Source organism: Streptomyces tubercidicus, from assembly GCF_027497495.1.
In the GTDB taxonomy this organism is placed as follows: domain Bacteria; phylum Actinomycetota; class Actinomycetes; order Streptomycetales; family Streptomycetaceae; genus Streptomyces; species Streptomyces tubercidicus.
Map to the genome: position 1 here is coordinate 1,514,058 of NZ_CP114205.1, position 12,170 is coordinate 1,526,227.

At 67.8% G+C, this 12,170-nt stretch carries 10 protein-coding genes and 1 pseudogene; 4 read left to right on the top strand and 7 right to left on the bottom strand.

Annotated features, from left to right (window positions below; genetic code table 11):
- Window positions 1-5: 5 nt before the first annotated feature.
- Window positions 6-377 (top strand): hypothetical protein, encoded by a 372-nt coding sequence (locus STRTU_RS06445; protein ID WP_159742655.1) that lies wholly within the window; start codon window positions 6-8, stop codon window positions 375-377.
- 115 nt (window positions 378-492) lie between these two features.
- On the opposite strand, the gene STRTU_RS06450 is transcribed toward STRTU_RS06445, so the two are convergent.
- From STRTU_RS06450 to STRTU_RS06460, 3 genes are all read right to left on the bottom strand, one after another.
- A complete protein-coding gene (locus STRTU_RS06450; protein ID WP_159742656.1) occupies window positions 493-1,029 on the bottom strand; it encodes a SigE family RNA polymerase sigma factor in 537 nt (178 codons plus the stop codon).
- A gap of 100 nt (window positions 1,030-1,129) precedes the next feature.
- On the bottom strand, window positions 1,130-3,754 hold the full coding sequence (locus STRTU_RS06455) for a dolichyl-phosphate beta-glucosyltransferase (protein ID WP_159742657.1): 2,625 nt from the start codon (window positions 3,752-3,754) through the stop codon (window positions 1,130-1,132).
- A gap of 153 nt (window positions 3,755-3,907) precedes the next feature.
- A complete protein-coding gene (locus tag STRTU_RS06460; RefSeq protein ID WP_159742658.1) occupies window positions 3,908-6,397 on the bottom strand; it encodes an FtsX-like permease family protein in 2,490 nt (829 codons plus the stop codon).
- A gap of 858 nt (window positions 6,398-7,255) precedes the next feature.
- On the opposite strand from STRTU_RS06460, the gene STRTU_RS06465 reads away from it, so the two are divergent.
- Both STRTU_RS06465 and STRTU_RS06470 read left to right on the top strand, forming a co-directional pair.
- Window positions 7,256-8,851 carry a thiol-activated cytolysin family protein gene (locus tag STRTU_RS06465; protein WP_159742659.1) on the top strand — a complete coding sequence of 532 codons (1,596 nt, stop codon included), beginning with the start codon at window positions 7,256-7,258 and terminating at the stop codon, window positions 8,849-8,851.
- 306 nt (window positions 8,852-9,157) lie between these two features.
- The gene (locus STRTU_RS06470) at window positions 9,158-9,553 is read left to right on the top strand and encodes a hypothetical protein (RefSeq protein ID WP_218039296.1); all 396 of its coding nucleotides are present in this window, start codon (window positions 9,158-9,160) and stop codon (window positions 9,551-9,553) included.
- Window positions 9,554-9,759: 206 nt separating this feature from the next.
- Here STRTU_RS06470 and STRTU_RS06475 read toward each other — a convergent pair whose 3' ends face one another.
- The 4 genes and pseudogenes from STRTU_RS06475 to STRTU_RS06490 all read right to left on the bottom strand — a co-directional run bounded on the left by STRTU_RS06475 (window position 9,760) and on the right by STRTU_RS06490 (window position 11,609).
- A complete protein-coding gene (locus tag STRTU_RS06475; protein ID WP_159742660.1) occupies window positions 9,760-9,975 on the bottom strand; it encodes a DUF397 domain-containing protein in 216 nt (71 codons plus the stop codon).
- Window positions 9,972-10,193: pseudogene (locus STRTU_RS06480) on the bottom strand (transcriptional regulator); the annotation flags it as partial. The gene STRTU_RS06475 and the pseudogene STRTU_RS06480, both read right to left, overlap by 4 nt.
- 367 nt (window positions 10,194-10,560) lie before the next feature.
- A complete protein-coding gene (locus STRTU_RS06485; RefSeq protein WP_159742662.1) occupies window positions 10,561-10,773 on the bottom strand; it encodes a DUF397 domain-containing protein in 213 nt (70 codons plus the stop codon).
- The gene (locus STRTU_RS06490) at window positions 10,770-11,609 is read right to left on the bottom strand and encodes a helix-turn-helix domain-containing protein (RefSeq protein WP_167539121.1); all 840 of its coding nucleotides are present in this window, start codon (window positions 11,607-11,609) and stop codon (window positions 10,770-10,772) included. Before STRTU_RS06490 ends, STRTU_RS06485 begins: the two co-directional genes overlap by 4 nt.
- A gap of 278 nt (window positions 11,610-11,887) precedes the next feature.
- Here STRTU_RS06490 and STRTU_RS06495 point away from each other — a divergent pair, with 278 nt between their 5' ends.
- Window positions 11,888-12,166: a hypothetical protein gene (locus tag STRTU_RS06495; RefSeq protein WP_159742663.1), complete on the top strand. Its 279-nt coding sequence runs from the start codon at window positions 11,888-11,890 to the stop codon at window positions 12,164-12,166.
- The last annotated feature ends 4 nt before the right edge of the window (window positions 12,167-12,170 follow it).

Consider the following 12,170-nt stretch of genomic DNA (forward strand, 5'->3'; position numbering starts at 1 on the left):
TCGTCATGCCTACGCAGACCAGCAGCGCATCGCACAGCCTTCCTCGCTTCGAAGACGCGGAACCGCTCGGCCCACAGGACGCGGAGTTCGCCAAAGACATCAAGGCCGTGCTGGAGAAGCACGGCAACCTGGACCGGTTCGGTCTGGTCCTGTTGCACGACCACTTCGCGGTCGACCGCGATGAAGTGCTCGTCGAGACGAACGACGTGCAGGCCCGCACTCTCCACGTCGAGGTGGAGAAGAAGGCAGAGACCAAGCACGCCCAGCCGTCGCAGTGGCGGTTCGTCGCGGACTCCGGAGAGAAGCCCACCGGGCAGAGCGACAGCGTCCCCTACGAGGTGCTGATGCTGTGCCTGACGCTTGCCTGCGAGGACTGACGCTGAGGTCGGACGGCCGCGGCTGACGCGGCCCGCACAGAAGGGGAGGGCTGTACAAGCTCCGATGGGTACAGCCCTCCCGGCACGCTGCGGCTGCTGCCGGGCAGGGCGTGGATCACGCCGCGTATACGGGCAGTTGAGCGCCGAGTTGGGCCCGCAGCCTCGTGAGACCGCGGGCGGACTGACTCTTCACGTTTCCCTCCGAACAGCCCAGGATCCCCGCCACCTCCGCCACCGGCAGATCGCACAAGTAGCGCAGCACGAGCACGGCGCGCTGCCGGGCCGGGACGCGCAGCAGCGCCGTGTAAACGACGGTGCGCGTCTCGATGTCCGGCACGTCGGCAGCGGGCGGCAGCCCCGGGGTTTCGTGCGGGGATCCCGACAGGCGCACCCGCGCCCATTCGAGCCGCTGCTCGTTGAGGAAGCACCGGACGAGCATGGTGTGCACATAGCGGTTCAGGTCGTCGGCCGCGCGGGCGCGCCACCAGTGGACGTACAGCTTGGTGAGGGTGGTCTGCACGACGTCGTCGGCGCGGTGGGCGTCCTTGCAGAGCAGGTGGGCGATGCGGCGGAGGGTGGGCAGCCTGGCGGAGACGTACGCCGTGTACGCCCGCTCGGCCTCGATACGGTCCTTCGGTCCGATCTCGGTCATGTCCTGCCGCTCACACTCTCGCGTTCAGCCCGCTTTCCAGGCCCTGTCGTCAAACTCCCGCCTGCCCTTCGGGCAGACGACGGGAGTTTGACGACAGGACCTAGCCCCCGCCGGTGTCCCCGTGCACCTGCCACACCCAGACGCCGCCGATCCACCGTCCTGGCGCCCCCATCAGCCGCTGCACAGTGAGACGTAGCGCCTGGTCTCCCGGTTGCGGAGCGAGCACGACCGCTCCCGCCCGCCAGAAGCGCAGGTCCTCTCGGGCTGCCCGTCGCTGCGCCGGGCCGATGTCCGGGACCCGGCCGGTGCGGCTGACGTCCTTCAGGAGGGCGGAGGTGGCGCGGGGCACCGGGCCGTAGATGCCGGTCCGCTCGGGCCCGTACGGTCCGTTGAAGTAGCCGCCGGGCAGCGGGAAGCCGAGGCCGGCGGTGGTCTGCCAGTGCAGGGCTTCGGCGCTGCCGGGGTCGGGCAGCGGCACGGGGACGAGCGTGCGGCCCGCCGGTACGGAAGCGCGCCAGGTGCCCTCGGCGATGAAGGAGGGGACGGGGGTACGGTCGGCGGTGGTCGGCGGCGTGGGCACGATCGGGAGGACTGCGGCGGTGACGGCCGCCCACCCCACGGCTCTCAGCACCCGGTCCTCGGCGGCCACCCGCCCGGTGGAGCCGGCGCGCCGGGCCTGAGCGTCCCAGCGGTCGCAGGCGAGGGCCAGGAGGATGCCGAGCGCGGGTACCGCCACCATCGCCATCCGCGATTCGATGACCGATTCGAAGAGCGGCAGGTCGTGGAGCAACCGCCATGGCCCCGGCAGCGTGACGTCCGTGCCCGGCACCGGGATCGTGCGGCCCAGGGACAGCAGCACCGCCCCGAAGGCGACCGCCGCCAGCCCGCGGACCCGGGGCTCCCGCCACAACCACACCACCAGCACGACGGTCAGCGCGGCGAGCGGCCAGCCGAAGAAGGCGTTCTGCTCGGTGCGGTTGAGGGCGAGGGCGTCGGCCGTGGCCGGGTCCCCCGCCAGCGAGCGGCCCGCGAACTCCAGCAGCGCACGCGGCGAGTTGCCCGACGGTCCGTGCAGCACGCTGCGATAGCTCTGGGCGCCGAAGAACTGCCGGCCGAGCGGATAGCCGAGCAGCAGCAAGGAGACACCCGCGGCGACGGCCAGGCCACGGGCAAGGGTGCGCCAGACCGTCCGAACGACGGCGGGACGCGCGGCCACGTAGCCCACCGCGAAGAGCAGCAGGCCGACGGCTGCCAGCAGCAGCGCCTCCTCACCGAGGAAGATCTGGTAGGTCAGGAGGAGGCCGAGGATCACACCGTCCCGGACGGTACGGCGGCGCGTGGCTCCGCCGCTCTCGTCATGGCCGCCCCGGTCCTGGTCGCCGCCGTCCCGGCCGCCACCGTCCCGGCCGCGCGCCTCGCACAGCCTCAGCAGCCGGTCGGTGATCAGCGGCATCATGAACAGCACAGCGAAGTTCGGGTGCGCGTTGGCGTGCGAGATCATCGGCGGTGCGAAGGCGCACAGGGCCCCGCCGAGCGCGGCAGCCCGGCGGGACCGTACGCATCGTTTGAGGAGCAGCCAGTACCACGTGGCCGCCGTCGCGGCCAGGCCGCCGGTCAGCACCAGCGTCCAGGTCACGCCGGGTCCGAAGAGCGCGGTGACGGGCGCGAGCGGGACGGACAGCCCGAGCATGGCGGTGTTCGCCATCAGGTTCACACCCAGCGGATGGTTCTGCAGGGTGGTGAAGAACGGGTCGTGCAGCCCGAAGACTTGGTGCGCGGTGACCGCGAAGAACCACTCCCACTGGTTCTGGTCCTGCCCGCTGTCCGTCAGATAGCTTCCGCCGAGGTCGGCCCACAACCCCTTGAAGAGCCATACGGACACCAGCAGATAGCCGAGCACCACCACCCGGTCGGCGGGCCGCACCCTTCGCAGGGCGCCACGCGCTCGCAGCCGCACCAGCTCCAGGAGGACTCCGGCGTAGTCCAGCGCGCGCACCTTGGACCCCGGCTGGTGCGCCCAGCACACCGGCACCTCGGCCACCGGCCACTTCGCCTCGTGGAACATCCGCAGAATCTCGATGTCGATGCCCCAGCCGTCGACCCGCGAACGCCCGAAGGCCGCGCGCGCCTGGTCGCCGTCGAAGAGCTTGAAGCCACACTGCGTATCACGGACACCGGGCACGGCGACCGCCCGTATCACCCGGTTTCCCACCCGGCCGAGCAGCTTCCGCAGCGGATGCTGGCACACCTCGACGCGTGCGCCCGCCTGCGCGCGGGACCCGATCGCGGCGGCGTAACCCGCGTCGAGCTGGTCATGCAGCAGGGCCAACTCCTCGATGGGAGTGGCCAGATCGGCGTCGGTCACCAACACCCGGCCGCCCCGCGAGGCGAGCACCCCCAGGCGCACCGCGTGGCCCTTGCCGTGGTTGCGCGCGGGCGAGGCGGCCGGTCCGGGGTCCGGCGGCGCCCCCACCAGCCGGATCCGCGGCTCGGCCACCGCCGCCTCACGGACCGCGGCCGCGGTGGCGTCCGTGGAACCGTCGTCGACGACGATCAGCTCCCAGCCGGCGTGCCGGCCGGGAGAGGAACGCAGATAGCGGCAGATCGCATCGAGGGTCCGAGGCAGCCGGTGCTCCTCGTTGTACGCGGGCACCACCACCGTCAGGTCGACGGTGTCGGCCGTCGGCAGGCCGGTGGCGGCGGGGAGAGAAGAAGAGTGCAGCACGCCTCAGGGACCACACGGGACCGCCGACGGGTTGCATGTCCTGCGTCACACAAGATCAACGCGGCGGGCCGGCTGCGTGACACCAGGGGCGTGCCGTCGTACCGCAGTGACGAGGTCTGCCGGCGCCCGCGATGAGCGCTTCGCAGCGGCGTATCACCCGCTCGTGTGCAGGGCGTCGACGACCGCCATACGGCGCACCCGGCGGGCGGGCAGGACCGAGGCCGCGATGCCGGTGAGCGCGGTGGCCGCGAGGATGCCGAGCACCGTCAGGGCCGTGCCGTCGGACGATGCCAGGATGGTGAGGGGCGAACCACCGAGGATTGAGCGGACCGCCAGTACTCCGTACACCAGGCCGAGGACGGTGCCGGCGACCGCGCCGGTCAGCGCGAGCAGTACGGATTCCAGGGTGAGCATCTCGCGTAGTTGCCTGCCCGACATGCCGATGGCACGCAGCATGCCGAACTCGCGGGTGCGCTCCTCGACCGCGAGCATCAGGGTGGCGGCCACGCCCAGGGCGGCGATGGCCATGGAGAACCCGAGCAGGGTGGTGATCACGAGCAGCATCCGGTCGAGCAGCTGGCGGACGGAGTTGAGTTTCGCCGCGGCGTCGGAGACCTGGATGTGCGGATAGTCGGACAGCGCCCGGTCTAGTGCCTTGCGGGCGGCGTCGTGGTCGGAGCCGTCGGCCGGGTCCAGGCATACCGCGGCCACGGTCGTCGCGCCCGGGGCGAGCCGGTCGAGGGTGTGCTCGGTGACGTACATATCTGCTCCGGGGAGCAGCGTGTCCAGCCAGGAGGAGTGGTCGGTCTCGGCTGCCAGGCGGGTACCGGCCACCGTGACCGAGCCGCGCGCGGTGTCGGTCAGCGCCTGACCGTCTTTCAGCGCGCGTGCCTCGGGTACACCCTTGGCGTCCTCGTTGAACTGTGCGGGGTCGGCGGCGATGACCAGGCTCTTGTGCCCGTTGACGGTGAGGTGTGCGGCACGGACCGGTGTGAGGGTCAACTCCGGTTGCCTGCGCAGGGATTCCACGGCGCCGGCGGGCACCTTGTTGTCCGAGGCGTTCAGGGTGAACACGGCAGGCACCCTCGACGACATCTTGGACTCCATGTCGCCGCTGGTGGCGCCGATCGCGGTGACCGCCGAGACGGCGACGGTGACGCCGACGAGCATCGCGGAGGCGGCGGCGCTGGTGCGGCGCGCGTTCGACCTCAGCTGCTGTGTAGCCAGCTTGCCGGTCGTGCCGAGCCACCGGCGGGCCGGGAAACCCAGGAGTCCGACCAGAGGTGGCAGCAGATGCTGGGCGAACCTGAGCACCGCGAAGAAGCTGCAGATGGCACCGATGGTCACGTCGAGCAGCGCCAGGGAACCGCGGAACAGACCGACCGTGAGCATATAGACGCCGAAGATCAGGAGCAGCACGGAGAAGATCTGGCGCACGTCCTTGCGCCCCGGCTCGGGAAGCGTCGCGGACCCGCTCTGGGCGAGCGCGGCCACCGGAGGCACGGCGGCGGCCGCCTTGGCGGGCTTACGGACCGCCCACACGGTGAGCAGGGCTCCGAAGAGGCCGGCCAGGACGAAGGCGATCCAGTGCGGCAGCAGAGAGATCTTGACGGGGCCGAGGTCCGCGAAGGTGCGCAGCAGCCACGTGCCCAGGACGCACGCGCCGCCGCCCGCGGCGAGACCCGTGGCCGAAGCGAGAACGCCGAGCATGAGCCCCTGGCGGCGGATGATCCGGCGCACCTGGTCGCGGTCGGCACCGATGCAGCGCAGCAGGGCCAGTTGGCGGGCGCGCTGGGCGAGGACCACGGAAAAGGTGTTGGTGACGACCATGCGCGCCACCGCCATCGCGATCATCACGAACGACAGCGCGGCCGACAGCACGATCAGGTACAAGGTCCCGCCCGCCTTCTTCGCACTGTCGACCGCCCCGGCGTGGGTGACGACGGACGCGTTGCCGTCCAGTGCCTTCTTCACCGCCTTGGCGGTGGCGGAGGCGTCCGCACCCTCACGGATATCGATGTCGAGCTGCGTGCTGGTCAGCCCGGTCGCGTACGTCTTCATCGCCTCGTACGGCACACCGATCGCGGCCTGCGAGCCGAGGGTCGTCGAAGAGCTGGTGTCCAGCAGGCCGGTCAGCTTGACGCCCGCTGCCTTGCCGTCGGGCTTGACGAGCCGGACGGTGTCCCCGGGCCGGGCACCCAAACGCTCCGCGGTCCCCCGATCGAGGACGGCTTCGTCCGGGCCCTGGGGCCAGCGGCCGCCGTCAAGCCGCTGCCAGCGCAGCTTGGCGTCGGCGGCGATCGAGGTGACCACGGCACGGTCGTCCAGGAGACGGTGCCCGGAGGGGCCGGCCACTTTCCCGGCCCCGAGAACCCGCTCGCTCACCCGGGTCACCGACGCCACGTCGCCGGCCCGCGCCGCCGCTCCCTTGGGCAGGCCACGCCCGGAGTCGGGGACCGCCTGGAGATCGGCGTCGCCGACCTCCACGGTCGCGCTCTGGGAGTAGAACTGCACCAGCGCGCCGCTCCCGCCCACGGAAAGCACCAGGAACGCCACACCCACGGCGATGGCGACCCCAGTGAGCACCAACTGACGCAATTGGGCCCGGAAATCTTTGACGGCGAAGCTGGACAGTCTCTTCATGGCGCGGCCACATACCTTTCCCGGTGGTCTGCCTCAACGCTATGCGCCGTCATCGGCCACTTCCGTGCCCACCAGGCACGATCGCGCGGTCGGTCTGGGGTCGCCCCGGAGGGGACCTCGTACCTCTCCGGTATGACGCCGTGGCCCGGAAAACCGACCGCTGTGGCAGGCGCACAGCGAGGAGCTCCCCCAATGCTTCGTGCGCAGGGACATCCCGGAATCAATAGGCGCCGGCCCAGGTTCTGTAGGTTCCCCGCGGCCGTGGCCAATTGGCCTTGAATGACCTGCGGATTTTCCGGATCGCGTGGTGGGCGATGAGCAAGAACTTCCACGCAGCGAGGCCATTGCTCGCTGATAGCCGTCAGGGTCGTGGCTTCTGTGTCTCCAGCGACCGGACCGTATCGCTTCCTCTTCGGCGCGTTCTTCCGATCGCCCTTGACGGTGTGACGGCGGATCGCCGCTGTAGTGAAGCCGAGTCTTTGGCGGCCTCGGTCGGTGTCGTGGTCCATCCGGCGGAAGTGGAGACACCGATGGGGGCCGACCTTCGGCACACCAAGCCTCCCTGTCTCCAAGGGAGTAGCCCTGCGGGACGCTCAGACTCTGGATGGGGGCGAACAGCGTTTCATCAGTGGAACAGTCATCCGTCTCCGAGCGTGACTGGAAATACACGGAGCGCGATCACGCGGGTAATAGGTCCGCTGGAGCCGGGCAGGATGCGACGGTCCCGGCAACGACGGGACGTCGGCACCCGGATGACGGAAGGGCAGGTAACCGATGGCGCAAGCAAGCGGAGCGCAGGGGGCGGCTGTGGCGTGGGCGGTGCAGGGTGGTGACGGCAGGGTCCGGGTGGAGTGGGACGTGCCGGATGCTGCGCGCTTCGAGGTCTACCGCGTGCCGGGCGCGCCCGAGGCAAAGCGGGAGGCGTTGTGGGGCGGCCCCGTGCCGGTGGTGCAGGCCGCCACTCTGGAAAAGGTTGAACTGCCGGATCTGTCCGAGCTGCGGGCGCACCAGTACGTGATCGCTGCTTTCGCCGGAGACGGCCCGTGGCCGGCAGCCGTGGCGCCGGTGGGCGTAGGAAACCCTCAGGACAAGGCGGATATGGCGGCAGCCCTGGCCAGGTGGAAGAAGTGGCGGGAGCTGAGCCCGTACCAGGCGGACGCCAAGAGCAAGGTGGGCCCCGAACAGGTCACCCATGTCCAGGGTGTCAAGCGCACCAAGCAGACCTACACCCTGACGAAGAACCCCGACGAGGCGATCACGTTTGATCCGAACGTGTCCATGTGCTTCCCCGGGGCGATCGTGCAGGCCAAGCCGGCCATCGAGAACGGCTACCTGATCCCGGCGGGCATCGAGGACAGCGACCGTGCGGACCTGGGCATCACGGTGGACAGGCTCACTGGCAGGAAGGAGACGGCGTCCCCGCCGTCCGCGTCCAACGTGACAGCGGCGATCGGCAAGGTGATCGGTGACGATGCCCCGGGATCCTCGGACGTCGTTTTCCGCCGGGTGGAGGCGTACGACAGTGCGGAGGTCGCTCTGGAACTGGGAATCTCCGCCAAGTACGGCGGGTTCGCTGCCTCTCTGGACATCTCAGGCAAGCGGAAGGAGACCAAGAACACTGTCCTGGTCTACCTGCGCGAGAGGGGGTTCACCGCGTTCTGCGACGTGTCCACCCCGGCGGCTCTGTTCAAGGACGACTTCACCGAGGAGAAGCTCAACAAGCTGGTCGGCGGCGGGTACATGGGGCCGGATAACCCACCGCTGCTGGTCAATAGCGTCATCTACGGCCGCATGATCGTCTTCACCTTCACTTCCACCTCGTCCGAGACCGAGATCAACGCCGCCCTCAAGGCCAGCTACAGCGGTTTCGCCGACGTCGACGCTCACGTGAAGGCCCACTACCAGGAGATCATCTCCAAGTCCGAGGTCAGCATCATCAGCAAGGGCATCACCGGTGAGCAGGTCAAGGAACTGCTCACCAAGGGCACACTCTCGGACTCTTTCGCCACCCCCCAGAAGTACAAGTCCTACGTGCGGATCGGCTACACCCTGCAGACCCTCGACGGCGTCCCGGCCAAGATGAGCGAGACCACCACCTACGACGCAGTCACCTGGGGAGACGGTGGCCTGGTCACCCTCAAAATCAAGAGCATGGAATTGGACGGAAAGACCGTCGAGGAATTCGGGGTCACCATCGACAAGGAAGACCTCTCCGTCACCAAGGGGAACCCGGCCACCAAGAGCCGATCTTTCGCGGAGGACGGCTCCGGAGACCCATTCCTCATCACGGAGTTTACGGTTGGGGGAATTCACTATGGTATCGCCGGCGTCGGCAGCCCCGGCTTGCGTCTCAGCCCCAAGGAACTGGACTGGTTCGCCGGCGGTCGCACCACCTTCAGCGGTCACATCGGCGGCATGGATTTCAGCTTTAACTACGACGCCGTCAAGGGGTAGGGGGTTCTAGGCGCCCCAAGGCCGGCCGGGGTCCTCAGCACCAGGCCCGGATGCTGGGCCGGCCCTTGGGTGCCCCTTCCCCTGCCGTGCGGCGGCACGCGGGGGAGGAAGCGCGAGCCGCCTGCTGTCGATGACAGTAGGCGGCTCAACACCCATAGCCAGCCCCTAACCATCTCGGCTACTCACAGAAGTAGACCAAGACCCGTGATGTGACGCCTTTGGCAAGGCGATCTGGGGCGCAGCCTGCCCCCGGCCCGCCCACCTTCAGTCCCCAGACCCATCTCCCGACCAAGTTGAAGAGGAACCATGCCGCTAACTACCGCGCCCTCCGCAATGGTTGTCATCAAGAAGGACGGTACGGGCCAAACCGGCTCCATGCCCCAGGACCGAGCACAGAACTACCTGGTTGAGATCGTCACGAAAAGGCAGATGACAGAAAAGGTGGCATGTGTAAAGCAGGCCCTGACCCAGGCATTCGACGGAGGCGGTAAGCCCACCGGCAAGTACACGTTTCAGGGGCACCCGGTCCTGCACGCTAGCTCAGGGAACGGCCAGAAAAGCGCCACCCTCTTCTTCTACGACAATGCCGGCACGCTGATGCTCTTCGCCATGGGTGAGCATGACACCTCGACAAAATACAAGATCACCATCTACGGGCAGAAGGGCACCGACTTCGCTCAGGGGAAGACCATCTCCATCTGACGCCAGGACCCCAGCCCCTCGTGACCAGCACTGCGATCACGCTGACAGAGCCGGGAACAGCACACAGCCCGACCGCCACCCGTAGGGGTGACGGTCGGGCTGAAGTGCCTACGCTCAAAGCTTCTGGTGGTTCAATCGCGGCCAATTGGCCATTGATTGGCCATTAATGCTGGGAATTGGCCACGCTTCCGGGGAAGCTACAAGGTTCAGACGGTACCGAACCCACCTGCCTTGACACCCGCCACGAACGAGGAGAACGCATCGACCGCGACGTCCAGCACCGGGCCACTCGGCTTCTTGGAATCACGGACGGGAACCACGCCGCGCGTGCCGACAATGTTGGCGGCAACTTCTATGCAAGAACCGCCGTTGCCGCTGTAGGAGGACTTGAACCAGACTGGGGAGCGAGGGTCGGTCGTCACAGGGTGCCCTTTCGTAGCTGTTCGGTCATGGCCACCTGAATCCGCTGGGATAGCGCTTCGGCCTGTAGTTGATGGCAGGCCCTCACCAGCGGCAGCACAGATGTGATCTCCCTGTCCAAGTGCCCATGGGTTTCGGACTCGACATAGGAAACCACGGGGCGGTCAGGCAGGGTAAGCAGATTCACCAGCCGGTTGAAGGGGCGACGCTCGCCGATGGCCCCGTCGGCGCGAGCCCGGAGCGCCGGTCTGCCGCCCCGCCCTTGTGCCGGTGTGCTGACGCCGGCCCCCGACAGTGTGGACACCCTTCTTCACCTCGCCGGTCTCGTCCAAGACCAGTACCGCGAGCACGAGCCCCGAATCGGTATGGAGGGTCGACCAGTTGTCGTCAAGCAATCACCGCGGATCCCGCTGGTCCACCACGCCGCCGAGAAGCGACGCTGGAGTACTGGCGCACGAAGGTCCCGCCACGCCCCGACGAATCGGCAGCGCTGGCGGGACCTTCGCCGCTGCGGCAGGCCCACAGCGAGGAACTCCCCATGCCTCGTGCACAGGGGTATCCCGGAAGCAGTAGGCGTCAGCCCAGATTCAGACGGTGCCGAACTCGCCCGCCTTGACGCCCGCCACGAACGAGGAGAACGCATCGGCCGCGAAGTCCAGCACCGGGCCGCTCGGGTTCTTGGAGTCACGGACGGGGACCATGCCGCGTGCGGTAATGAGGTTGGCGGCGACCTCGATGCAGTTACCGCCGTTGTTGCTGTATGAAGACTTGAACCAGCGGGGGGACTCGGTCGTGGTCACGGGGTGCCCTTTCGTACCTCATTGATCATGGCGACCGATGCCGCCTGGTGCAGCGCTTCGGCCTGCAACTGATGGTAGGCCGTCAACAGGGGGAGTACAGCGGTCGTCTCGCGTTCTAGGTGGCCCCGCATCTGGGATTCCGCGTACGCGACCACGGACAGGTCTGACAGCGTGAGCAGGTTCATCGGTAGGTCAAACGGTCGACGCTCACCTATGTCGTACGGGGCGATCTGGAGCACAGTGTTTGGCATCTCGGCGAACTCCACCAGCCGGTCAAGTTGAGCGCCCATGACCTTGTGTCCGCCCACCCGCCTACGGATGCAGCTCTCATCCATCACCACCAGCATCATTGGAGCGCGGGGCCCCGTCAGCGCCGCCTGTCGCTCCGCCAGGTAGGAGACGCGTTCATTCGCTTTTTCGGGGGTGATGGCACCCCGCCGCACGGCGCTGTCTGCCAGTACTTGCGCGTACTCGGGTGTCTGTAACAGCCCAGGGACGATCCCGATTTCGTACAGCCGGATCTCTGCCGCTCGCCCCTCGTGCCCGACGTACTCAGAGAAGCCCTCCAGCAAGATGCCGTGCTTGATCTCGCGGAACTCACGCTCGAACGCCTTGTCTGTGCCCTCAATGCCGAACGCCCTGTCAGTGCTCTGCGAAAAGCGCAGAGTTGGCGGTTTGCAGCCCGTTTCGACCGCTGAAATGTGCCGCCCCGAGTAGCCCATGCGTTCGGCCAACTCGTCCTGAGTCCAGCCGCGCGCCTCCCGCGAGCTGCGCACGCGCGCACCGTAGGCCGCTTGGGGTGATGCGTCCGGGTTCAGCGCCTTCACGTTTACCAATGTGCCCTCCGTTTCTGGAACGTTGAAGACAAGCCCGACAGTAGGCCACGCTGAACCGCCTTGGTAGTGGAACCACTACAGAGAGGAGCGGCGGTGTCGGCGCAGAGCGTTTCCACAGACGGGCAGGAACCCGTTCGCGTCACCGGCGGGAGCGAGTGTGACGTATGTGGTGCCCTGGAACGGCAGGGAAAGGCAGCCGAGAAGGCTGGAGATCGCGCCAAGGCTCAGTCATGCCGATCAGAGATCAGCAACCACCCTCAGCTGCGAGCGGACCGGACATGAACGGACATGCGCATCCGGATTCCCCCTTCGCATCGCCGGAGCACATCAGCATCGGCGCAGTCGTTTTCGACCGTGACGACGACATGGTCGGAATGGTCAGCAATATCGTCGGCACCGTGATCAGCCTTGAGCGGCCGACCGGTCGTCAATGGCATACGTTCTACAGACGGCTGCGGCCGGCCACGGAACGTGAGAATCGTCAACTTCGAGCTCTGGCGAAATTGCAGCGGGCTCGCACTCAGGGGATGAAAAACCGTACAGACGGGAGCGGTTGAGTCA

What these genes read in the sequence shown, in the direction of transcription:
- STRTU_RS06460 (WP_159742658.1), bottom strand. Translation starts at nt 6,397, where the DNA reads ATGAAGAGACTGTCCAGCTTCGCCGTCAAAGATTTCCGGGCCCAATTG.
- STRTU_RS06450 (WP_159742656.1), bottom strand. Translation starts at nt 1,029, where the DNA reads ATGACCGAGATCGGACCGAAGGACCGTATCGAGGCCGAGCGGGCGTAC.
- STRTU_RS06495 (WP_159742663.1), top strand. Translation starts at nt 11,888, where the DNA reads ATGAACGGACATGCGCATCCGGATTCCCCCTTCGCATCGCCGGAGCAC.
- STRTU_RS06470 (WP_218039296.1), top strand. Translation starts at nt 9,158, where the DNA reads ATGCCGCTAACTACCGCGCCCTCCGCAATGGTTGTCATCAAGAAGGAC.
- STRTU_RS06445 (WP_159742655.1), top strand. Translation starts at nt 6, where the DNA reads ATGCCTACGCAGACCAGCAGCGCATCGCACAGCCTTCCTCGCTTCGAA.